Origin of the sequence: Agreia sp. Leaf335, from assembly GCF_001423605.1 — a bacterium.
Classification (GTDB): Bacteria; Actinomycetota; Actinomycetes; order Actinomycetales; family Microbacteriaceae; genus Agreia.
The window spans coordinates 436,673-458,889 of the sequence record NZ_LMOQ01000001.1; the positions used below are offsets into that span (position 1 = coordinate 436,673).

19 protein-coding genes are annotated in these 22,217 nt (G+C 65.0%); 18 read left to right on the forward strand and 1 reads right to left on the reverse strand.

Going from position 1 to position 22,217, the window contains the following annotated elements; all coding sequences use genetic code 11:
- Positions 1-20 precede the first annotated feature (20 nt).
- Positions 21-404, forward strand: coding sequence for a 50S ribosomal protein L7/L12 (gene rplL / locus ASF79_RS02200; RefSeq protein WP_055851437.1), 384 nt, complete (start codon positions 21-23; stop codon positions 402-404).
- Between the two features lie 122 nt (positions 405-526).
- On the forward strand, positions 527-1,204 hold the full coding sequence (locus ASF79_RS02205; protein WP_055851440.1) for a hypothetical protein: 678 nt from the start codon (positions 527-529) through the stop codon (positions 1,202-1,204).
- Positions 1,205-1,231: 27 nt separating this feature from the next.
- Here ASF79_RS02205 and ASF79_RS02210 read toward each other — a convergent pair whose 3' ends face one another.
- On the reverse strand, positions 1,232-2,260 hold the full coding sequence (locus ASF79_RS02210; RefSeq protein ID WP_055776097.1) for a LacI family DNA-binding transcriptional regulator: 1,029 nt from the start codon (positions 2,258-2,260) through the stop codon (positions 1,232-1,234).
- A 305-nt stretch (positions 2,261-2,565) separates the two neighbouring features.
- Between ASF79_RS02210 and ASF79_RS02215 the strand changes: the two genes are divergently transcribed.
- From ASF79_RS02215 to nrdE, 16 genes are all read left to right on the forward strand, one after another.
- Positions 2,566-3,891, forward strand: coding sequence for an ABC transporter substrate-binding protein (locus ASF79_RS02215; RefSeq protein WP_055851443.1), 1,326 nt, complete (start codon positions 2,566-2,568; stop codon positions 3,889-3,891).
- A 166-nt stretch (positions 3,892-4,057) separates the two neighbouring features.
- A complete protein-coding gene (locus ASF79_RS02220; RefSeq protein WP_082495638.1) occupies positions 4,058-5,401 on the forward strand; it encodes a carbohydrate ABC transporter permease in 1,344 nt (447 codons plus the stop codon).
- Positions 5,398-6,360, forward strand: coding sequence for a carbohydrate ABC transporter permease (locus tag ASF79_RS02225; protein WP_055776091.1), 963 nt, complete (start codon positions 5,398-5,400; stop codon positions 6,358-6,360). The genes ASF79_RS02220 and ASF79_RS02225 overlap by 4 nt, the downstream gene beginning before the upstream one ends.
- A 98-nt stretch (positions 6,361-6,458) precedes the next feature.
- Positions 6,459-8,354 carry an ABC transporter ATP-binding protein gene (locus ASF79_RS02230; RefSeq protein ID WP_055851447.1) on the forward strand — a complete coding sequence of 632 codons (1,896 nt, stop codon included), beginning with the start codon at positions 6,459-6,461 and terminating at the stop codon, positions 8,352-8,354.
- Between the two features lie 51 nt (positions 8,355-8,405).
- Positions 8,406-9,770 carry a cystathionine beta-synthase gene (locus tag ASF79_RS02235; protein ID WP_055851450.1) on the forward strand — a complete coding sequence of 455 codons (1,365 nt, stop codon included), beginning with the start codon at positions 8,406-8,408 and terminating at the stop codon, positions 9,768-9,770.
- Between the two features lie 62 nt (positions 9,771-9,832).
- Positions 9,833-10,990, forward strand: a complete 1,158-nt coding sequence (locus ASF79_RS02240) for a cystathionine gamma-synthase (protein ID WP_055851453.1) — start codon at positions 9,833-9,835, stop codon at positions 10,988-10,990.
- Between the two features lie 51 nt (positions 10,991-11,041).
- Positions 11,042-11,281: a hypothetical protein gene (locus ASF79_RS02245; protein WP_055851458.1), complete on the forward strand. Its 240-nt coding sequence runs from the start codon at positions 11,042-11,044 to the stop codon at positions 11,279-11,281.
- Between the two features lie 39 nt (positions 11,282-11,320).
- Entirely contained in the window at positions 11,321-12,490 is a 1,170-nt protein-coding gene (locus ASF79_RS02250) for a N(5)-(carboxyethyl)ornithine synthase (protein ID WP_055851461.1), read from the forward strand.
- Positions 12,491-12,605: 115 nt separating this feature from the next.
- Positions 12,606-13,313, forward strand: coding sequence for a DedA family protein (locus tag ASF79_RS02255; protein WP_055851464.1), 708 nt, complete (start codon positions 12,606-12,608; stop codon positions 13,311-13,313).
- A 9-nt stretch (positions 13,314-13,322) separates the two neighbouring features.
- Entirely contained in the window at positions 13,323-15,296 is a 1,974-nt protein-coding gene (locus tag ASF79_RS02260; RefSeq protein ID WP_055851466.1) for a S9 family peptidase, read from the forward strand.
- Positions 15,297-15,536: 240 nt separating this feature from the next.
- A complete protein-coding gene (locus ASF79_RS02265) occupies positions 15,537-16,547 on the forward strand; it encodes a putative oxygenase MesX (RefSeq protein WP_055851469.1) in 1,011 nt (336 codons plus the stop codon).
- Positions 16,544-17,572 (forward strand): methionine synthase, encoded by a 1,029-nt coding sequence (locus ASF79_RS02270; RefSeq protein WP_055851472.1) that lies wholly within the window; start codon positions 16,544-16,546, stop codon positions 17,570-17,572. Before ASF79_RS02265 ends, ASF79_RS02270 begins: the two co-directional genes overlap by 4 nt.
- Before the next feature lie 69 nt (positions 17,573-17,641).
- Positions 17,642-19,057, forward strand: a complete 1,416-nt coding sequence (locus ASF79_RS02275; protein ID WP_055851475.1) for an APC family permease — start codon at positions 17,642-17,644, stop codon at positions 19,055-19,057.
- A gap of 297 nt (positions 19,058-19,354) precedes the next feature.
- A complete protein-coding gene (gene nrdH, locus ASF79_RS02280; protein WP_044441583.1) occupies positions 19,355-19,588 on the forward strand; it encodes a glutaredoxin-like protein NrdH in 234 nt (77 codons plus the stop codon).
- 43 nt (positions 19,589-19,631) lie between these two features.
- A complete protein-coding gene (gene nrdI / locus ASF79_RS02285) occupies positions 19,632-20,042 on the forward strand; it encodes a class Ib ribonucleoside-diphosphate reductase assembly flavoprotein NrdI (RefSeq protein WP_235500662.1) in 411 nt (136 codons plus the stop codon).
- Between the two features lie 35 nt (positions 20,043-20,077).
- Entirely contained in the window at positions 20,078-22,183 is a 2,106-nt protein-coding gene (nrdE, locus tag ASF79_RS02290; protein WP_055851480.1) for a class 1b ribonucleoside-diphosphate reductase subunit alpha, read from the forward strand.
- The last annotated feature ends 34 nt before the right edge of the window (positions 22,184-22,217 follow it).

Here is a 22,217-nt window from a genome sequence, read left to right on the forward strand (position 1 = left end):
AAAATCACAAGGAGAAAATCATGGCAAAGCTGTCAACTGCAGAGCTGCTCGACGCGTTCAAGGAGCTCACGCTCATTGAGCTGAGCGAGTTCGTCAAGGCGTTCGAGGAGACCTTCGAGGTCACCGCTGCTGCCCCCGTCGCGGTCGCCGCGGCCGGTGGAGCTGCCGCCGCCGTCGAAGAGGTCGAGGAGAAGGATTCCTTCGACGTCGTCCTCGAGGCTGCTGGCGAGAAGAAGATCCAGGTCATCAAGGAGGTGCGCGCCCTCACGAGCCTCGGTCTCGGAGAGGCGAAGGCACTCGTTGACGGAGCTCCCAAGGCTGTCCTTGAGGGCGCCAACAAGGAGACCGCCGAGAAGGCCAAGGCTCAGCTCGAAGAGGCTGGCGCAACCGTCACCCTCAAGTAGTCTGCGCTCCGGCTTCGGAGCACACTACTGAATCAGAAGGCCCCCGCACTGAACGTGCGGGGGCCTTCTGTGTACTCAGGCGGGGTGTGTACCCTTGAAGTTCAGCGACGAGAGGAGTCGTCATGGCCACGGTGTACGACGACGTTCCCCCACGCGTGCACGACGCCCCGCCCGCCCGCGATCGCAGGGCCAGGCCGAACCTCCGCGCATCCGGTGCCCGTGTGGTCGGCACGGTCAAAGCCGCGGCCCCGCCCGTGGCTCGTGGAGCCGCCCAGCTCGGGGTTCTGACCGCTCACCTCATCGCCACCGGCGCCATCCTGTCGGTCGCGGCCACGATTCTGCTGCTGTCGACGGGCTATGCGTCCGACGGGGTCGGCGCATTCCTGCTGTGCCTGCTCGCCGCGGTCGTGGTCTCCGCGATCTCCACCGTCTTCGTCGTCATCGCGGGGCTTCCGCTGCGTGTCAGCCGCAGGGCGCGGCACTGGTGGATCCGCAACGGCGAACTCGCCTTCGTCGGCGCGGCGGTCGGCGCCGGGCTCCTCATCGCATCGGCCGTTCTCGGCGGCGGGGCAGCGCCGAACGGCTGGCTGCTCGTACCCGGGTGGTTGTTGTTCGCCTTCTCTCTCGCGCACACCTGGTGGCCGGATCGCTGGCGCCCGTCACGTCTCCGTACCCCGAAGCCCGATCCTCGGGTGCGCGTCGTCGGCCACGAGCGAGGCGATCGACGTCGTCGTGCCCGCGCATCGTTCGACGAATTCCTCGCATCGTCGGGTCGGGCGTTCCGAGGCGAGCGCGACTGACCGTCGACGCCCGCGCTCGGCCCTCGGTCAGCGCGGGGAGCCCGCGCGCGGGGCAGACGTGCTGGAGCGCATCACGAGCTGCGCGGGCACCGTCGTGTGGATGTTCGGTGGCGTCCAGCCGGCCGTCTCGAGTTGACGGATCACCAGGTCGACCGCCTGCTCGCCCTGCTTGGCGGGGTTCTGCGCGATCGAGGTGAGCCCGAACAGCTCGGCGAGCGGATGGTTGTCGATGCCGATCACCGACAGATCGTCGGGAACCGAGATGCCCAGCTCGCGGGCCGCGAGGATGACGCCGATCGCCACCTCGTCGGCCGCGGCGAAGATGGCGGTGGGCCGGCGCCGCGGATCGCCGAGGATCTGCTTGCCCGCGGCGTAACCGCCCGGGATGTCGAAGTGGGTCGCGACGTAGGACTCGTCGCTGAACGGGAGACCCGCGGCCGCCAGGGCATCCATGAACCCCTGCAGGCGCTTGGAATGCACGTGGAAGTCCATCAGCTCCGCCGCATCGCCGCCCACGTGCATGATGTTGGTGTGGCCGAGGGCGATGAGGTGTTCTGTCGCGAGTCGGGCTGCTGCGATGTCGTCGATGCTGAGGGTGGGAATGCCGGCGAGCGGACCGCCGATGCCCGCGATGGGCTTGCCGAGGCCGAGCAGGCTGGATGCCTCGTCTGGTGAGATCTCGAGGGTCACGGCGATGATCGCGTCGACCCGCTTGCGCACCAGGAAGTACTCGAAGACCCTGCTTCGGGCCTCGATGTCTTTGGTGAGGTTGTAGAGCATGAGGTCGTAGCCGCGCTCGATCAGGGCGCGCTCGACGCCCTCGATGATGCTGCCGAAGAACCACTGGTTGATGACGGGGATGATCACGCCCACGTTGTTCGTTCGGCCCGTGACGAGACTCGAGGCGTTCGACGAGACCACGTAGCCGAGCTCGCTGGCCGCGATCGCCACCTTGTCGCGGGTGATCGACGAGACGTAGCCGCGTCCGCTCAGAGCGCGCGAGACCGTGGCCTTCGACACTCCCGCTCGAATCGCGACGTCTTCGATACCCGACATTCCTGGCTGACCCCCTCGTCTGCAATCGGTTCCACAAATGTAACGTCCCCGTCACATTCCCGAGCACAACAATAGCGTCGGCACCCGGATGAGGCTGAACTCTGAGAGCGCTCTCGGTATCGAATCGTTACGGAATTTTCTTACGTCGCTCGCAGGGTTGTGATTCCATGGAACTCATGGAAAGGTTTTCCTACATGCCCTCCCCGCGTCCTGTTCGCGTGGCTGGGCGGTCCTAGTCCGGTCACTCAACCGGCAGGCAGATCGGCCGTCCTGACGATCTGTTCTCGACTCAATGAGGAGGAGAAATGCGGGTTTCCCTGCATCGCCGTATCGCAGCACCTATCGCCATCGCCACCATCGTCGGACTCGCCCTTGTCGGCTGTGCCGAAGAGAGCGGCACCGACTCCGGTTCGACCGAAGGTCAGACCGTCAAGATCTCCGGTGGTATCACCGGCACCGAGGCCGACGCCCTGAACAAGAGCTTCGACGCATTCACCAAAGACACCGGCATCAAGGTCGAGTACACGGGTGACAAGAGCTTCGAAGGAAACATCGTCACGAAGGTGACCGGTGGCTCCGCCCCCGACATCGCCATCGTTCCCCAGCCGGGTCTGCTCAAGACCCTCGTCGAGACCGGTGAGGTCAAGGAGGCCGGAGAAGAGACGAGCGCCAACGTCGACAAGAACTGGTCGCCCGACTGGAAGAAGTACGGCACGTTCGACGACAAGTTCTACGCGGCCCCGATGCTCGCGAGCATCAAGGGCTACGTCTGGTACTCGCCGGCGCAGTTCAAGGAGTGGGGCGTCACCGTTCCCACCACATGGGACGAGACGCTCGCCCTGACCAAGACCATCCAGGAGAAGACGGGCAAGGCGCCCTGGTGTGCCGGCTTCGCGTCTGACGCTGCTTCGGGCTGGCCCGGAACCGACTGGATCGAGGACCTCGTCCTCCGCCAGTCCGGCCCCGACGTCTACGACAGCTGGGTCGCGGGAGACACCAAGTTCACCGACCCCGACATCAAGAAGGCCTTCGACTCCGTCGGAGAGATCCTCCTCAACCCGAACTACGTGAACGCGGGTTACGGCGATGTCAAGAGCATCAACTCCACCGCATTCGGTGACGTTGCCGCCAAGGTCGCCGACGGCAGCTGCGCGCTGACCCACCAGGCGTCGTTCCTCTCGAGCAACTTCCTCGACGTCAAGACCGCTGCGGGCGCCACGCCCACCGTCGCTCCCGACGGTGACGTCTACGGCTTCGTGCTTCCGGGCATCGAGGCCGGCTCGGCCAACATCGAGGTCGGCGGCGAGTTCGTCACGCCGTTCACCGACTCCGAGGCTGTCAAGAAGGTCACCGCCTACATGGCCACCCCCGAGTTCGCCGATGCTCGCGTCAGCCTCGGTGGCGTCATCTCGGCCAACCTGAACGCCGACCCCTCGAAGGCATCCAGCCCGCTGCTGCAGGACGCCATGAAGCTCCTCCAGGACTCCAACACGACCGTTCGATTCGATGGCTCTGACCTGATGCCCTCGACCGTCGGCTCCGGTTCGTTCTGGAAGGGCATGGTCAACTGGATCGATGGCAAGGACACCGACACGGTGCTCAGCGACATCCAGGCTGGTTACGAGAACTAACGCATGACCACCTGCCGGGCAGACCTGCCCGGCGCCCGTGGGGGCCGCTCGTACAACGGGGCGGCCCCCACTCTCGGCCCTACCGACCGAAAGGTCGATGCGCCCATTCCTTAAGCGCTACTGTTGGCCAATCCAAGAGTCCACCGTTGTACTCGAAAGGGTATTCATGTCCGACACACGAACGAAGACGCCTCCGGTGTCAGCAGTACCACCGGAGCCACATGAATCGCCGAGGCGGCAGCCGTCGGCGCGCACGACCAAGCTGGTCGTCGCGGGAGCCGCGGTCGTACTGGCCGTCGTCTTCGTCCTGCTGATCACGAGTCCGCCGAACGACGAGGCCAAGCCCGTCTCTCTCGGATTCTCGCTGAACAGCCTCTTCCGGTGGATGGGAAACCTGAACCCTCTCGCTCAGATTCCGATCATCATCGTGATCTTCGGTCTCGTCATCGCGCTCATCCTCGTTCTCATCGAGTACGCGCCGCGAGCGGGCAACTTCTACTTCTGGCTGCGTCTCGCCGCGTGCTTCGTTATCCCGGTGCTGGCGCTGATGCTCCTGCGCCCCTACCAGAACGCGCTCATCTGGGTTCTGGTCATCGCGCTCGTCGTGGGCGCCCTGCTGTTCTTCGCCGACTACCGGTCGCGGCAGGGCGCGGGCTACCTCTTCCAGCTCGTCACGTTCATGGCCCCCGCGGTGCTGCTGCTCGCGCTCGGACTCATCTACCCGACCGTGGCCACGATCTACCAGTCGTTCTTCGACAAGACCACGACCGAGTTCGTCGGCCTCGAGAACTACTTCTGGGTCTTCACCAATCCCGAGGGATTCTGGTCTGTCGTCAACACCCTCATCTGGGTGCTCGTGGCCCCCGTCTTCTCGACGATGATCGGTCTCGCCTACGCGGTGTTCATCGACAAGGCACGCGGCGAGAAGTACCTGAAGTCGCTGGTGTTCATGCCCATGGCCATCTCGTTCGTCGGCGCCGGAATCATCTGGAAGTTCATCTACGACAACCGCCAGGGCGAGCAGGTCGGTCTGCTGAACGCGATCGTCACCGCCTTCGGCGGCCAGCCCGTCTCGTGGCTCGACGCGCAGCCCCTCATCAACACCCTGCTCCTGCTCGTGGTCTTCATCTGGACGCAGACCGGATTCGCCATGGTGATCCTGTCGGCGGCCATCAAGGGCGTGCCCACCGAACAGATGGAGGCCGCCGAGCTCGACGGCACCAACGCCTGGCAGCGCTTCCGCAATGTCACGGTTCCCGGCATCCGCTCGTCGCTGATCGTCGTGCTGACGACCATCGCCATCGGCTCGCTCAAGGTGTACGACATCGTCGCCGTCATGACCGGTGGCCGCGCCAATACGACTGTCCTCGGCTTCGAGATGGTCAACCAGCAGCAGCGCTTCCAGAGCTACGGACACTCGGCGGCCCTCGCCGTCGTGCTGTTCCTGTTCGTGCTGCCGCTGATCATCTACAACGCCAACCAGATGCGGAAGCAGAGGGAGATCCGATGACCACCGACACTCTCGTCGACAACAGGTCGAAGCGTCAGGTCGCTCGGGCCACCCAGAAGAGCGAGAAGATGGCGCAGAAGCGCCTCACCTCGAAGGGCGCCACGATCGCCGCGATCATCATCGCCGTCATCTGGACCATCCCCACCTTCGGCCTCTTCGTCACCTCCTTCCGCCCCGGATCAGACACGCAGTCCTCCGGGTGGTGGACGGTCTTCGTGAACCCCTCGTTCACGCTCGACAACTATTCGCAGGCGTTGAACTCCGGCGGAACGGCGCTCACGCTCGGCCAGTCGTTCATCAACTCGCTGGGCATCACGATTCCGGCGACCGTGTTCCCCCTCGTCATCGCCTCGCTCGCGGCATACGCCTTCGCGTGGATCGATTTCAAGTTCAAGAACATCGTGTTCGTCGGTGTGTTCGCCCTGCAGATCGTGCCCATCCAGATGGCGCTCGTGCCGCTGCTCAGCCTCTTCTCGAAGGGCCTCACCGTCAACGGCGTGGGCATCTTCCCGGGATTTGAGCTGCGTGACGCCGAGCACAGCTTCGCGACGGTGTGGATCGCCCACGCGATCTTCGCCCTGCCGCTGGCCATCTTCATGCTGCACAACTTCATCTCGGAGATTCCGGGAGAGGTGATCGAGGCCGCTCGTGTCGACGGAGCCGGACACGGACAGATCTTCTTCCGTATCGTGCTGCCGCTGGCCACGCCGGCGATCGCGTCGTTCGCCATCTTCCAGTTCCTCTGGGTCTGGAACGACCTGCTCGTGGCGACGATCTTCGCGCCGTCGACATCGCTGCCGCTCACCCAGACGCTCAACTCGCTGTCGGGCACCTGGGGCAACCAGTGGTTCCTGCAGTCCGCCGGTGCGTTCATCTCGATCATCGTGCCGCTCGTCGTGTTCTTCTCGCTGCAGCGCTTCTTCGTTCGAGGCCTGCTCGCCGGAGCCACGAAGGGCTAGTGACACGCAATGCAGGCCCTTCGACGGGCTCAGGGAGCGAACCGTTCCCCGAGCTCGTCGGAGGGCCTCGTGCGTTGAACCGCGGGTAGGTTGAGCAGATGAGTATGCGAGGTGGCGGCGGCCACAGAGGCGGCGTGAGCGCCGGAGATGTCGGTCTGCAGAAAGAGCTCAACAAGAGCGCTCCGAAGATCGACCACCTCCTCAGCCGCATCCTCTCGCTCTTCTCGCCATACCGCCGGCCCATCATCGGCACCATCGTGCTCGTGCTGCTCGGGGCCGGCCTCACGGTGATCCCGCCGCTGCTCACGCAGCGGGCCTTCGACGACGGGCTGTTCCCGTCTGCAGGCCCAGGGGCCGACACGGGAGACGCGGGCTCGATCATCCAGGGCCCCAACTTGCCGGTGCTGATCGAGATCGTCGTTCTGATGATCGTGATCTACATCGTCTCGAGTCTGCTGAGCGTCTGGCAGACCTATCTCACCGCCAAGGTCGGCAACAGCGTGATGGGCGCGCTCCGCGTTCGACTCTTCACGCACCTCGAGGCGATGGAGCTGAGCTTCTTCACCAAGACGAAGACGGGTGTCATCCAGTCGCGCCTGCAGAACGACGTGGGCGGAGTGGCCAGCGTGCTGACCAACACCATCTCGTCGATTCTCGGCAATACCGTCACGCTCATCGCCGCCGTCGTGGCCATGCTGCTGCTGAACTGGCAGCTCACGATCGTGGCCCTGGTGCTGATGCCCATCCTGGTTCTCGCGCAGCGACGGGTAGGTCAAGTGCGGGCCCGCATCGCCACGAAGACCCAGGAATCGCTCTCGGACATGACAGCGATCACACAAGAGACCCTGAGCGTGTCGGGCATCCTGCTCTCGAAGAGCTTCAACCGGCAGCAGACCGAGATCGGCCGCTACGCCGACGAGAACGCCACCCAGGTGCGACTGCAGGTGAGCCAGCAGATGAGCGGCCAGTGGTTCTTCGCGATGGTCAACATCTTCCTGTCGGCGATCCCCGCCATCGTGTACCTCGTGGCCGGATGGCTGCTGGTCGGCGGTTCTCCCGACATCACCGCGGGCACCATCGTTGCGTTCACGACCGTGCAGGCCCGGCTCCTGTTCCCCCTGCTCGGACTCATGCGCGTGGCGCTCGACCTGCAGACCTCGAGCGCGTTGTTCGCCCGCATCTTCGAGTATCTCGATCTGAAGCCGGCCATCTCGGATGCGCCCGATGCGCGGGCGGTCGACACGGCTCACCTCGGCCGCGTCGAGTTCGACGACGTCGTCTTTCGCTACCCGGATGCCGAGGACGACTCTCGCCCGACGCTGAACGGGGTGTCGTTCGTAATCGAGCCCGGCCAGTTCGCGGCCTTCGTCGGTCCGTCGGGTGCGGGCAAGACCACGGTGTCGTACCTGGTGCCGCGCTTCTACGAGGCGACCGACGGCACGGTTCGCTTCGCGGGCACGGACGTGCGCGACCTCAGCCAGGACTCCCTGGTGGCGAACCTCGGAATCGTGAGCCAGGAGACCTATCTCTTCCACGCGACGATCGCCGACAACCTGCGCTACGCGAAGCCGGATGCCACGCAGGCCGAAATCGAAGACGCCGCGCGTCAGGCGAACATCCACGACCGCGTCATGAGCTTCCCCGCCGGGTACGACACCGTGGTGGGGGAGCGGGGCTATCGCCTCTCCGGCGGAGAGAAGCAGCGCATCGCCATCGCCCGGGTGCTGCTGAAAGACCCCGCTGTGCTCATTCTCGACGAGGCTACGAGCGCCCTCGACACCATCTCGGAACGGGTGGTGCAGGCGGCGCTCGACACGGCATCCCGCGGCCGCACGACCATCGCGATCGCCCACCGGCTCTCGACGGTGCTGTCGGCCGACGTCATCTTCGTGATCGACAACGGCGAGGTCGTCGAGCGCGGAACGCACGCCGAGCTCATCGACGCCGACGGGGTCTACTCGACGCTCTACTCGCAGCAGCACGAAACGACGTAGATCAGCTCGCGCGCGGGCCTGTTCATCGAGTGTCGGTGATAGTTTCGTGAGGTGAAATACGCGAATACGGTCATCGATCTGGTGGGCAACACGCCCCTCGTCAAGCTCAACAGCGTCACCGAGGGCATCCAGGCCACGGTGCTGGCGAAGGTCGAGTATCTGAACCCCGGCGGTTCGTCGAAAGACCGCATCGCGACGCGCATCATCGACGCCGCTGAGCGCGAGGGAAAGCTGAAGCCCGGCGGCACGATCGTCGAACCGACCTCGGGCAACACCGGCGTCGGCCTCGCTCTCGTGGCCCAGCAGCGCGGCTATCGCTGCGTCTTCGTGCTTCCCGACAAGGTCGGCGAAGACAAGCGCAACGTGCTCACCGCCTACGGGGCCGAGATCGTGGTCACGCCCACGTCGGTGGCGCCCGAAGACCCCAACTCCTATTACTCGGTCTCTGATCGTCTCGCCCGCGAGATTCCGGGCGCCTTCAAGCCGAACCAGTACTCCAACCCGAACGGGCCGCTCAGCCACTACGAGACCACCGGCCCCGAGATCTGGGCCGACACCGAGGGCAAGATCACGCATTTCGTCGCGGGCGTCGGCACCGGCGGCACCATCTCGGGCGTCGGCCGCTACCTCAAAGAGGTGTCGGGTGGTGAGGTCACGATCATCGGCGCCGACCCCGAGGGATCGGTCTACTCCGGCGGCACCGGCCGCCCCTACCTCGTCGAGGGAGTGGGAGAAGACTTCTGGCCCGAGGCCTACGACGCGAGCGTGGTCGACGAGATCATCGCGGCGAGCGACGCCGAGTCGTTCGCTCTGACCCGCCGGCTGGCGCGCGAAGAGGGCCTTCTCGTCGGAGGATCCTCCGGGCTCGCCGTGGCCGCCGCTCTGAAGGCTGCCGCCAAGCTCGGGCCCGACGACGTCGTGGTCGTACTCCTTCCCGACGGGGGCCGCGGCTACCTCGGCAAGATCTTCAACGACAAGTGGATGCGCAGCTACGGTTTCGCAGACGCCACCGACGAGGCCACGGTGGGCGACATCCTGAAGGCCAAGACCGGCGGACTTCCCGCGCTCGTGCACGCGCACCCGAGCGACACCGTGCGCGACGCCATCCAGATCATGACGAGCTACGGCGTCTCTCAGCTGCCGGTGCTCTCGGCGGAGCCGCCCGTGGTGATGGGCGAGGTCACCGGTTCGCTCAACGAGCAGAGCCTGCTCGAAGAGGTGTTCTCCGGCCGGGCCTCCATGACCGACCATGTCGGGGCCTTCGCCAGCGATCCTCTGCCGCTCATCGGCATCCACGAGTCTGTCGCCTCGGCGCGACGCTTTCTCGGCAAAGCCGGCGCCCTGCTGGTGACCGACGACGGCAAGCCCGTGGCCGTGATCACCCGGCACGACCTGCTCACCTTCCTGAGCGAATAGTTCCGCCATCGAATAAGCCGCCCGCGCGAATATTCCGCGGCCCACTCGACTTGAAAGTAGACATGCCCCAGAAAAAGCAGCAGTTCGAGACCGTCGCCGTTCACGCCGGACAGGAGTTCGACCCGACGACCGGCGCGATCATCCCCCCGATCTACCAGACGTCGACCTTCGTGCAAGACGGCATCGGCGGTTTTCGGGGAGGCTACGAGTACGCGCGAGGCGGCAACCCCACCCGGTCGTCGCTCGAGACCCTGCTCGCCGCCCTCGAGGGAGCGAAGCACGGGTTGTCGTTCTCGTCGGGTCTCGCCGCCGAAGACGCGCTGCTGCGCGCCGTGCTCGAACCCGGCGACCACGTGGTGCTGGGCAACGACGTCTACGGCGGTACGCACCGGCTGATCAACCGCGTCTTCGGTCGCTGGGGCGTCGAGAACGACACCGTCGAGATGATGAACCTGCAGGCCGTCGCCAAGGCGGTCATTCCGGGCAAGACGAAGATCCTCTGGCTCGAGACCCCGTCGAACCCGATGATGAAGATCAGCGACGTCGCCGAGCTGGCAGAGATCGGCCACGCCGCCGGGGCCCTCGTGGTCGTCGACAACACGTTCGCGTCGCCCTATCTGCAGCAGCCCCTCGCTCTCGGTGCCGATGTCGTCGTGCACTCGACCACCAAGTACCTGGGCGGCCACTCCGACGTTCTCGGCGGCGGACTCGTGCTCGACGATGACGAACTGCACGAGAAGGTGCGCTTTCAGCAGTTCGCTGCCGGCGCGGTATCGGGCCCGATGGATGCCTGGCTCACGGTTCGAGGAATCAAGACTCTCGCCGTGCGCATGGAGCGCCACAGCGACAACGCCCAGAAGATCGCGGAATACCTCGTGGGCCACCCCGCCATCGAGACGGTGTTCTACCCGGGGCTCGAATCGCACCCCGGCCACGAACTCGCGAAGCGGCAGATGCGCCGCCCGGGAGGCATGCTCTCTCTCGCCTTCAAGGCAGGACCGAAGGCGGCCCGCAAGTTCGCCGAGTCGACGAAGCTCTTCTCGCTCGCCGAATCGCTCGGCGGGGTCGAGTCGCTCGTGGGCTACCCCACCGAGATGACGCACGCCTCGGTCAAGGGAACGGCCCTCGAGGTGCCCGAGAACCTCATCCGTCTGTCGGTCGGCATCGAGAATGCAGACGACCTGCTCGCCGACGTCGAACAGGCCCTGCCCAAGAAGTAGCGACCTGGCAACCCCCGGGTCTGCCTCCTGAGCGCGACATAGCGTGGGGGCATGAATTCATCTGACATCTCCTGGAACGACGAAGCCCGCGCGAAGATCCTCGAAGACAGCGATCGCGTTCTGCGCGAAGCCGTACTCGAACTGGCCAAGACATCGGAGGGGCGCTCGTCGGACGAGGTCTACGCAGATCTCTTCTCGGCGCTGAAGGACAAGTTCATCGATTTCGAACCCGGTCCTGACATTCGCACCTACGCCGACGCGATCGTGGCGGGCGAGTTCTCGGGCGAATGAGATGATCGTCACGCATCGCCCGGTGCCCTAGGGTCAGGTATGAGCGAAACGACATCCACGCCCGGCCTGCTGCGCCTCGGTGTGATGGCCACGTCACGCAAGGCCGACGAACGGCGCCTCCCTCTTCACCCCGCACACCTCGAGCGCATCGACGACGATGTACGGGCGAACATGATTCTGGAGCGTGGCTACGGCCTGCGCTTCGGCATCCACGACTCCGAACTCGAACCGCTGGTCGGGTCGATGGCGACACGCGAAGAGATCATCGAGCGCTCCGACGTGGTGCTGCTGCCCAAGCCACAGGCCTCCGACCTCGCAGAACTGCGCGACGGGCAGGTCCTGTGGGGGTGGCCGCACTGCGTGCAGGATCGGGAGATCACGCAGCTCGCCATCGACAAGCGGCTGACCCTCATCGCGTGGGAGGCCATGAACCACTGGCAGGCCGACGGCGGCTTCGGCCTGCACGTCTTCCACAAGAACAACGAACTCGCCGGCTACTGCTCCGTCATCCACGCGCTGCAGCTGTGCGGCTCGACGGGTGACTACGGACGTCGGCTCACGGCGGTGGTGATCGGATTCGGTGCGACCGCGCGCGGGGCCGTCACCGCCCTCAACGCCCACGGCATCCATGATGTGCGGGTGCTGACCAACCGGGGGATAGCGGCCGTGGGATCGCCCATCCCGTCGGTCGACATCATCCAGTTCGAGCACAACGACTCTGCTCCGTTCGAGAGCACGGTCAACACAGACGACGGGCCGGTACTGCTGGCGCCTTTCTTGGCCGAGAACGACATCGTGGTCAACTGCACCCTGCAGGATCCGAATGCGCCGCTCACGTATCTGCGCACCGAAGACCTGAGCATGTTCCGCGGGGGCAGCCTCATCATCGATGTGTCGGTCGACGAGGGCATGGGCTTCGAGTGGGCGAGAGCCACGACGTTCGCCGATCCGATGTTCACGGTCGGCGACTCGACGAACTACTACGCCGTCGATCACAGCCCGTCGCTGCTCTGGAACTCGACCACCTGGGAGATCAGCGAGGCGCTGATGCCCTTCCTCCGCACGGTGATGGAGGGATCGTCGTCGTGGGCCGCGTCGGAGACGATCCGGCGTGCCATCGAGATCGAGGGAGGCCTCGTGCGCAACGAGGCGATCCTCGAATTCCAGAAACGTTCAACCGAATACCCCTACGCGGCGGTGCAGCCATAACCTAACGTCGACGATGAGACCGGGGTGCGACGCGCGTGGTCCCCCGGGTGGATGTACTGCTTCCCTCGCCTTTTCTAGGGTGGAGCCACACCCCGACATCATCTCGAAAGGCGTCATGGAACAGCTCACCAATCTGCTCGTGGGAGCCGTGTCGTCGCCCTGGGTTCTTGTCGTCGTCTTCGCGGTCTGCATGCTCGACGCGTTCTTCCCGCCCGTTCCCAGCGACATCGTTCTCGTCGCCGCGGTGGCCGTCGCCGTCGCAGGATCGCCGGGGCTGCTCGTTCCGCTCGTGCTGGTCGCGGCGGTGGGGGCGATCGTCGGCGACAACATCGTGTTCGAGATCGGCCGCCGGGTGGGCACCACGAGATACAGATGGATGCGCAGCCGCCCGATGCGCGCGGCGGTGGCGGGCGCGTCGACGCAGCTGCGGGTGCGGCCGGCGAGCCTCATCATCACGGGCCGGTACATTCCCGTGGGCCGCATCGCGGTGAACCTCACGGCGGGCAGCGTCGGCCTCTCGCGTCGCACGTTCGTGCCGCTGAGCGTCGTGGCCGGCGTCTCGTGGTCGCTGTACATGTTCGTCGTCGCGCTCGTCGCCTCGACGTGGATCCAGAACAATCCGCTCCTCTCGGCGCTGATCGCCGCCGTCTCGGCCGTTCTGCTGGGACTCCTCGTAGACCGGATGATGGCTCGCGCTGCCAGGCGTTCGGCTCGATCGGCCGCGACGAAACAGGATGCGCGAGCGCTCGAGGCGGCCGGTCTGCCGACGGCGCCCTCTGGCGATCAGGCTGTCGGAGATTTCGTTGTCAGCACCCCGTTGTAGCGTGGGCGCATGACCGACTCCCGCATCGCCCCGTACGGAACCTGGACCTCGCCGATCAGCGCCGAATCCCTCGCGAGTTCGGGCCATCCGGTCGGAGGCGGAGCCTACGCCGGCGACGAGGTCTGGTGGCAGGAGCTGCGGCCCACAGAGGGCGGACGCCTCTCGATTCGTCGCGCCGGTGCAGACGGCGAACCGATCGACGTGCTGCCCGCTCCCTTCAACGCCCGCACCCGAGTGCACGAATATGGCGGGGGAGCGTGGACCGTGACCGGTCTCGCCGACGGACCGGCTGTTCTCGTCTTCGCGAACTTCGACGATCAGCGCGTCTACCGGCTCGATGTCGACACGGTCGACGCCGTTCCGCACGCGCTGACGCCCGAGGGGCTCGGAATGCGGTTCGCGGAGTTGCAGCAGCGCGGCGCCGAGATCATCGCGGTTCGCGAGACGCACGGCGAGGCCGGCCTCTCCCGCGACATCGTCGCGATACCGCTCGACGGCAGCGCGGCGCACGACGCCGGGCGCATCCGTTCGATCGTCGCGGGCTCGCACTTCGTCGCGTCGCCGCGCATCTCTCCCGACGGCACGAAGCTCGCCTGGATCGCCTGGGAGCACCCCCAGATGCCGTGGGACGGCACGGAGTTGAGGGTCGGCGACCTCGACGAGAGCGGGCACGTGCGCGAGTGGCGCACCCTGGCGGGCAGCACCACCGAGTCGGTGCTGCAGCCGGAGTGGCGCGGCGACGACGCCCTCTTCGTCATCAGCGACCGCACCGGCTGGTGGAACCTCTACCTCGTCGAGCTCGCAGACGCCGAGTTGCGCCCCCTGCACGCGGCGGAGTTCGACTTCGGCGGCGCCCTCTGGATGCTGGGCACGACCTGGTACTCGGTGCTCGATGACGACCGCTTGCTCACGGTGCGCACCTTCGGCACAGACCAGGCCGCGATCCTCGATGTGTCGACGGGCGAGCTCACCGAGCTGCCTCTCGAGATCGACTCCCTCTCGTTCGGCGCCCGTCGCGGAGATCGCGTCCTCGTCACGGGCGGCAGCGCCGTTCTGGCGTCGGGGCTTCGAGAACTCGACCTGCAGACTCTCGCGCTCCGAGACATCCGACTCTCTGTTGATAACAAGCTGACTGTCGACGACCTGCCCGACACGGCGTATCTGCCGACGGCCGTCGCCCGCACCTTCGGAACCGACGAGCGGCCGGTGCACACCTTCGTGTACGAGCCGGCGAACCCCGACTTCGCGGCTCCCGATGGCGAGCGGCCGCCCTTCGTGGCCTTCGTGCACGGGGGCCCGACGAGTCGCACCGTGCCCGCGGTGAACCCCGCGATCGCCTACTTCACGTCGCGGGGAATCGGCGTCGTCGACATCAACTACGGCGGATCCACCGGCTACGGGCGCGCGTACCGCGACCGCCTGCGCGGGCAGTGGGGCATCGTGGATGTCGACGACACGGTCGCCGCGGTACGCGGGCTTGCTGAGGCGGGCATCGCCGACGGCGACCGCCTGGCGATCCGCGGTGGCTCCGCCGGCGGGTGGACAGTGCTGGCCTCGCTGACGCAGTCCGACGTCTTCGCCTGCGGCGCCTCCTACTTCGGGGTGGCCGAGCTCACCCTGTTCGCGGCCGAGACGCACGACTTCGAGTCGCGCTACCTCGACGGGCTGGTCGGTCCACTGCCCGAGGCGGCAGACCTGTACGAGCAGAGAGCGCCGCTGAACAACGTCGACGGGCTGTCATGCCCGGTGCTGCTGCTTCAGGGCCTCGACGACGAGATCGTTCCTCCCTCGCAGGCCGAGCGCTTCAGAGACGCGCTCGAGGCGAAGGGCCTGAGGCACGCGTACCTCGCCTACGAGGGCGAGTCGCACGGCTTCCGGCGCGCATCCACCATCATCTCGGCCACCGAGGCCGAGCTGTCGTTCTACGGGCAGGTCATGGGCTTCGTTCCGGTCGACGTTCCCGTGCTGCAGATCGAGGGCTGAGGCAGGCCCGTACGTAACGTGAGGTCATGCTGCGCTCGATCGATCGACGCTGTCGTAGCCTGCTAGGGCAGTGCGCAAACGAAGCCTCGCGTCCCGATCGGGGACACGCCTGCGACATCGCCATCCGTGGAGTCGCGCCATCGCGGCTTCCCCATTCGAGGAGCACACCGCCATGGTCACCATCACGAACGCTCGCCTCAGCGGCGCATACATCGTTCTCTCCGGCACGGAGTCCTGTCGATGACGAACGTCGCCTTCTCGATCGAGACAACTCGTTTCGACGAGGACTACAGCCCCCTGGCCTCCACCCGCATCACGACCAACTTCGCCAACCTCGCACGCGGAGAGAGTCGGCTGCAGAATCTGCGCAGCACGTTCGCGATGATCGACGATCGCTTCAACGGACTCGTTCGCGGTGACGACGAAGACGGCGGGCGATACTCGGTCGAGCTCGACATCATCTCTGTGAGCGTCGATATCGACGGCGGAGCACTCCGCGACGCGGTGCCGCTGATCGAGGTGCTGCAGACCACCGTCGTCGACCGCCGCTCCGGTGAACGCGTCGAGGGCATCGTGGGCAACAACTTCTCGTCGTACGTGAGGGACTACGACTTCAGCATCGTGCTGCCCGCCCATGCCGCGAAGCCCTCGGCCGAGGGGCTGCCGCAGGGGTTCGGCGAGCTGCACGGCAATCTGTTCAAGAGCTTTCTGCACTCCGACGCCTACGCAGAGCGGTTCGGCAAGCCGCCCGTCATCTGCCTGAGCGTCTCGAGCAGCAAGACCTACTCGCGCACCGAGAACCAGCATCCGATTCTGGGTGTCGAATACCGGCAGAGCGAGTACTCGTTGACCGACGCCTACTTCGAGAAGATGGGCTTGGGGGTGCGCTTCTTCATGCCGCCGAACGGCGTGGCCCCTCTGGCCTTCTATCACCTGGGCGATCTGCAGAACGACTACACCGACCTCGAACTGGCGGCGACGATCAGCACGATGGAGACCTTCCAGAAGATCTACCGTCCGGAGATCTACAACGCCCACTCCGCAGCCGGGGCGAGCTATCAGCCGAGTCTCACGAACCCCAGCTTCTCGACGACGGCGATCGTCTACGACCGAGAGGAGCGCAGTCGGCTGGCGCTCGAGCAGGGCCGATTCGCCGAGGAGCACTTCATGAAGCCCTACAAGACCATCCTCGAGAGCTGGTCGACCGACGCCGCTCGCCATCACGCCGATCTGAAGGGAGCACGGTCGTGAACACGCTTCTTCCCACGACGACCGCTGGAAGCCTGCCGAAGCCCTCGTGGCTCGCCCAACCCGAGACGCTCTGGTCTCCGTGGAAGCTGAGCGGTGACGAGCTGGTGGAGGGTACGCACGATGCGCTGCGCCTGTCGCTGGAGGACCAGCGGCAGTCGGGCATCGACATCGTCAGCGACGGCGAGCAGACCCGGCAGCACTTCGTCACCACCTTCATCGAGCACCTCGGCGGAGTGGATTTCGAGAAGCGCGAGACGGTGAGGATTCGCGATCGCTACGACGCCTCCGTTCCGACCGTCGTCGGCGCCGTCACCCGCGACAAGCCGGTGTTCGTCGACGACGCTCGATTCCTTCGAGAGCAGACCGATCAGCCCATCAAGTGGGCGCTGCCCGGCCCCATGACCATGGTCGACACCCTCTACGACGCTCATTACAAGAGCCGCGAGAAGCTGGCGTGGGAGTTCGCCACGATCCTCAATCAGGAGGCCAGGGAGTTGCAGGCCGCGGGGGTCGACATCATCCAGTTCGACGAGCCCGCATTCAACGTCTTCTTCGACGAGGTGAACGACTGGGGCGTCGCGGTTCTCGAGAAAGCCATCGAGGGGCTCACCTGCGAGACCGCGGTGCACGTCTGCTACGGCTACGGCATCAAAGCCAACACCGACTGGAAGGAGACCCTGGGCGCGGAGTGGCGTGAATACGAGGGGATCTTCCCCAAGATCCAGGCCTCCGACATCGACATCGTCTCGCTCGAGTGTCACAACTCCCACGTGCCGATGGATCTCATCGAGCTCATCCGCGGCAAGAAGGTGATGGTCGGGGCCATCGATGTGGCGACATCCACCATCGAGACACCCGAAGAAGTCGCCAGCACTCTGCAGCGCGCGCTTCAGTTCGTCGATGCCGACAAGCTCTACCCCTCGACGAACTGCGGCATGGCGCCCCTGCCTCGAAGCGTCGCCCGCGCGAAGCTCGCGGCTCTGGGCGCGGGCGCGGCCCTGCTGCGGGGCGAGCTCTCGGCGTAGCTGTGCGCCGTCGGGGCTAGACCGCGGCCCTGTCTCGGGTGCAGGCTGGGGGCAGAGGGGCGGTGGATCATGACGATCGACGAGAAGGCGAGTGACTCCGCGCAGTCGCAGCCGTCAGAGCTCAAGCGGGTCATGGGCCCGAAGCTCCTCCTCCTCTTCATCGTCGGAGACATCCTCGGCACCGGCATCTATGCCCTGACCGGACAGGTGGCGGCCGAGGTCGGGGGAGCGGCCTGGCTCCCCTTCCTCGTCGCCTTCGGCGTGGCCCTGCTGACCGCATGCTCCTACCTCGAGCTGGTGGGCAAGTATCCGCAGGCCGCCGGAGCGGCGCTCTACGTGCACAAGGCCTTCGGCATCCATTTCGTGACGTTCATCGTGTGCTTCACCGTGATGTGCTCGGGGCTCACCTCGGCCGCGGCCGCATCCGGCGCGTTCGCGAGCAACTTCGCCACCGGCTTCGGCCTCGACAGCACGAACCCCGGCATCCTGCTGGTCGTCGCGTTGCTCTTCATGGTGCTGATCATGGCCGTGAATCTGCGGGGCGTGGCCGAGAGCGTGGGGCTCAACGTGGTCCTGACGCTGGTCGAGTTGTCGGGCCTGCTGCTCGTGATCCTCATCGGATGCTTCGCCATTTTCGGCGGCAACGCCGACTTCTCGAGAGTGGTCGCGTTCGACACCCCGGAAGACAAGGGCATCTTCCTGGCGATCAGCACCGCCACGTCGCTGGCGTTCTTCGCGATGGTCGGATTCGAAGACTCGGTGAACATGGTCGAAGAGGTCAAGAACCCGAGCCGTATTTTTCCGAGGGCGCTGCTGTCGGGGCTCACCATCACGGCGATCGTCTATGTGACCGTGGCGATCATCGCCGTCGCCGTGGTTCCCGTCGGCGAGCTGGCCGGCAACGACACCCCGCTGGTCACCGTCGTGCAGACCGCGGCCCCCGACTTTCCCATCTCGGCGCTGATTCCGTTCATCTCGCTGTTCGCCGTGGGCAACAGTGCCCTGATCAACATGATGATGGCGAGCAGGCTGCTCTACGGCATGAGCAAGAGGGGTGTGCTTCCTTCGTTCCTGTCGAAGGTGCACACGAAGCGGCAGACTCCGTTCGCGGCGATCCTCTTCACCACGGGCATCGCGCTCGCGCTCACCGCCTACGTGTCGATAGATCCGAAGAACCCGCTCGTCATCCTCCTCGGCGGCACGACGTCGCTTCTGCTGCTCGCCGTCTTCGCTCTGGTCAACGTGAGCGTGCTCGTGCTGCGGCGCGAGAAAGTCGACCACGAGCACTTCACCACTCCGACCGTACTGCCCGTGCTGGGCGTGATCGTGTGCGTCTACCTGGTGCTGCCGTGGTCGTCGGGCAGGCCCGTCGAGCAGTACGAGATCGCCGGGGTTCTGCTCGGTGTCGGAGTCGTTCTGTGGGCTATCGGTCGCCTTGTGAAGTCGCGGTCGACGGCATCCGACGCGACACGCCGAGGGCGCTGAACGCCGCATCTTTTTTGGAAAGTTTTTCGTACGCCGAGTTATCCACAACGGCCGAGATCAACCGTGGATTCCAGGCATTTTTCTTGTGGACAAACGGTTGATAACCATGTGCACTCCTTGTGGAGAATTACACGGGTGTAACACTTCATCTAGTGGCACTCGAAGAGACCCATCCCTATATGTAGTATTGAACTCCCGGCACGGTGACGGGGCCCAACGGCCCGATATTCACCTCGCCAGCACTGAAACCAATACAGAACAGTCCACCCACCTTCTTCGTCTGAAAGGCGCATTTCCATGGCAATCACGGTTTACACGAAGCCCTCCTGCGTGCAGTGCACGGCCACCTACCGTGCCCTCGAGAACAAGGGCCTCGAGTACGAGATCTTTGACGTGTCGGTCGACGAGAAGGCCCTGGCCGCCGTCAAGGAGCTGGGCTACCTGCAGGCGCCCGTCGTCATCACCGACAACGACCACTGGTCGGGATTCCGCCCCGACAAGATCGATGAGCTGGCCCGTCTCGCCGGCTAGTCACCCCGTGTCACTCGCAGCGGTGGTCGACACGATCCCCACCCTGTCGAACCTGGTCTACTTCTCGTCGGTGTCGGGCAACACCCACCGTTTCATCGAGAAGCTCGGGATGCCAGCCGATCGCATCCCACTGCACAAGTGGCAGCCGAGACTGATGGCCACCGAACCCTACGTCCTCGTGCTCCCCACCTATGGTGGGGGCACCGAGGGCGGGGCGGTTCCCAAGCAGGTGATCTCGTTTCTCAACGTCGAGAACAACCGATCCCTCATCCGCGGAGTGATCTCCGCCGGCAACACCAACTTCGGTGAAGCCTTCTGCAAAGCGGGAGACATCGTCTCCCGCAAGTGCGCAGTTCCCCACCTCTACAGATTCGAAGTATTCGGAACCCCGGACGACGTCACCGCCGTCCACGAAGGATTGGAAGCGTTTTGGACGTCCCCACAGCATCACTAGAGAACACCCGCATCGAGACCCCGGGTCAGGTGCAGATGGATTACCACTCGCTGAACGCGATGCTGAACCTCTACGGGCCGAACGGTGAGATCCAGTTCGACAAAGACAAAGAGGCGGCGCGCGAGTTCTTCCTGCAGCACGTCAACCAGAACACCGTCTTCTTCCACTCGCTGCGTGAGCGCCTCGACTACCTGATCGAGAAGGAGTACTACGAGGCCGAGACCATCGAGCAGTACTCGTTCGAGTTCATCACCAAGCTCAACGACCTGGCCTACTCCAAGAAGTTCCGCTTCGACACCTTCCTCGGCGCGTTCAAGTACTACACCTCGTACACGCTGAAGACGTTCGACGGAAAGCGCTACCTCGAGCGCTTCGAAGACCGCGTCGTGATGACGGCCCTCGGCCTCGCCGGCGGCAACGAGCAGCTCGCGATCAACCTCGTCAACGAGATTCTCGGCGGCCGCTTCCAGCCGGCCACCCCCACGTTCCTCAACACGGGCAAGGCGCAGCGCGGCGAGCTCGTCTCCTGCTTCCTGCTGCGCATCGAAGACAACATGGAGTCCATCTCCCGCGCGATCAACTCCAGCCTCCAGCTCTCCAAGCGCGGCGGCGGCGTCGCGCTGCTGCTGTCGAACATCCGCGAGTCGGGTGCGCCGATCAAGCAGATCGAGAACCAGTCCTCGGGAATCATCCCCGTGATGAAGCTGCTCGAAGACTCCTTCAGCTACGCCAACCAGCTCGGTGCCCGTCAGGGTGCCGGTGCCGTGTACCTGCACGCCCACCACCCCGACATCATGCGCTTCCTCGATACCAAGCGCGAGAACGCCGACGAGAAGATCCGCATCAAGACGCTCTCGCTCGGCGTCGTGGTTCCCGACATCACCTTCGAGCTCGCCAAGAAGGGAGAAGACATGTACCTCTTCTCTCCCTACGACGTGGAGCGTGTCTACGGTGTGCCCTTCGGCGACATCTCGGTGAGCGAGAAGTACCACGAGATGGTCGACGACTCGCGCATCAAGAAGACCAAGATCAAGGCCCGCGACTTCTTCCAGACGATCGCCGAGATCCAGTTCGAGTCGGGTTACCCCTACATCATGTTCGAAGACACCGTGAATGCGGCGAACCCCATCAAGGGCCGCATCAACATGTCGAACCTGTGCTCCGAGATCTTGCAGGTCAACACCCCGACCACGTACAACGAAGACCTGTCGTACGACACGATCGGCAAAGACATCTCGTGCAACCTCGGCTCGATGAACATCGCGCTGGCCATGGATGCGCCCGACTTCGGCCTCACGGTCGAGACGGCGATCCGCGGGCTCTCCGCGGTCTCCGACATGAGCCACATCACGTCGGTGCGCTCCATCGAAGACGGCAACGACAAGTCGCACGCCATCGGCCTCGGCCAGATGAACCTGCACGGTTACCTCGCCCGTGAGCGCATCTTCTACGGCTCCGACGAGGGCATCGACTTCACGAACATCTACTTCTACACGGTGCTGTTCCACGCGCTGCGCGCCTCGAACGCCATCGCGATCGAGCGCGGCGTCAAGTTCGAGGGCTTCGAGGACTCGACCTACGCGTCAGGCGCGTTCTTCGACAAGTACACCGACGCCGAGTGGGTGCCCGCCACCGACCGCGTTCGCGAGCTCTTCGACACGGCCGGGGTGCACATCCCGACGCAGGCCGACTGGGACCAGCTGAAGGCATCCGTCATGGAGCACGGCATCTACAACCAGAACCTGCAGGCCGTGCCGCCCACCGGCTCGATCTCGTACATCAACAACTCCACCGCATCGATCCACCCGATCGCGGCGAAGATCGAGATCCGCAAGGAAGGCAAGCTGGGCCGCGTGTACTTCCCGGCTCCGTTCATGACGAACGACAACCTGGAGTACTACCAGGACTCGTACGAGATCGGCGCCGAGAAGATCATCGACACCTACGCCGCGGCGACGCAGCACGTCGACCAGGGCCTCTCGCTGACGCTGTTCTTCAAAGACACGGCGACCACTCGCGACATCAACAAGGCGCAGATCTACGCATGGCGCAAGGGCATCAAGACGATCTACTACATCCGTCTTCGCCAGATGGCCCTCGAGGGCACCGAGATCGAAGGCTGCGTGTCCTGCGCTCTCTAGCGCGGGCCGCATCCTCTGCTTCGACAAGCTCAGT

What these genes read in the sequence shown, in the direction of transcription:
- rplL (WP_055851437.1), top strand. Translation starts at nt 21, where the DNA reads ATGGCAAAGCTGTCAACTGCAGAGCTGCTCGACGCGTTCAAGGAGCTC.
- ASF79_RS02205 (WP_055851440.1), top strand. Translation starts at nt 527, where the DNA reads ATGGCCACGGTGTACGACGACGTTCCCCCACGCGTGCACGACGCCCCG.
- ASF79_RS02210 (WP_055776097.1), bottom strand. Translation starts at nt 2,260, where the DNA reads ATGTCGGGTATCGAAGACGTCGCGATTCGAGCGGGAGTGTCGAAGGCC.
- ASF79_RS02215 (WP_055851443.1), top strand. Translation starts at nt 2,566, where the DNA reads ATGCGGGTTTCCCTGCATCGCCGTATCGCAGCACCTATCGCCATCGCC.
- ASF79_RS02220 (WP_082495638.1), top strand. Translation starts at nt 4,058, where the DNA reads ATGTCCGACACACGAACGAAGACGCCTCCGGTGTCAGCAGTACCACCG.
- ASF79_RS02225 (WP_055776091.1), top strand. Translation starts at nt 5,398, where the DNA reads ATGACCACCGACACTCTCGTCGACAACAGGTCGAAGCGTCAGGTCGCT.
- ASF79_RS02230 (WP_055851447.1), top strand. Translation starts at nt 6,459, where the DNA reads ATGAGTATGCGAGGTGGCGGCGGCCACAGAGGCGGCGTGAGCGCCGGA.
- ASF79_RS02240 (WP_055851453.1), top strand. Translation starts at nt 9,833, where the DNA reads ATGCCCCAGAAAAAGCAGCAGTTCGAGACCGTCGCCGTTCACGCCGGA.
- ASF79_RS02245 (WP_055851458.1), top strand. Translation starts at nt 11,042, where the DNA reads ATGAATTCATCTGACATCTCCTGGAACGACGAAGCCCGCGCGAAGATC.
- ASF79_RS02250 (WP_055851461.1), top strand. Translation starts at nt 11,321, where the DNA reads ATGAGCGAAACGACATCCACGCCCGGCCTGCTGCGCCTCGGTGTGATG.
- ASF79_RS02255 (WP_055851464.1), top strand. Translation starts at nt 12,606, where the DNA reads ATGGAACAGCTCACCAATCTGCTCGTGGGAGCCGTGTCGTCGCCCTGG.
- ASF79_RS02260 (WP_055851466.1), top strand. Translation starts at nt 13,323, where the DNA reads ATGACCGACTCCCGCATCGCCCCGTACGGAACCTGGACCTCGCCGATC.
- ASF79_RS02265 (WP_055851469.1), top strand. Translation starts at nt 15,537, where the DNA reads ATGACGAACGTCGCCTTCTCGATCGAGACAACTCGTTTCGACGAGGAC.
- ASF79_RS02275 (WP_055851475.1), top strand. Translation starts at nt 17,642, where the DNA reads ATGACGATCGACGAGAAGGCGAGTGACTCCGCGCAGTCGCAGCCGTCA.
- nrdH (WP_044441583.1), top strand. Translation starts at nt 19,355, where the DNA reads ATGGCAATCACGGTTTACACGAAGCCCTCCTGCGTGCAGTGCACGGCC.
- nrdE (WP_055851480.1), top strand. Translation starts at nt 20,078, where the DNA reads ATGGATTACCACTCGCTGAACGCGATGCTGAACCTCTACGGGCCGAAC.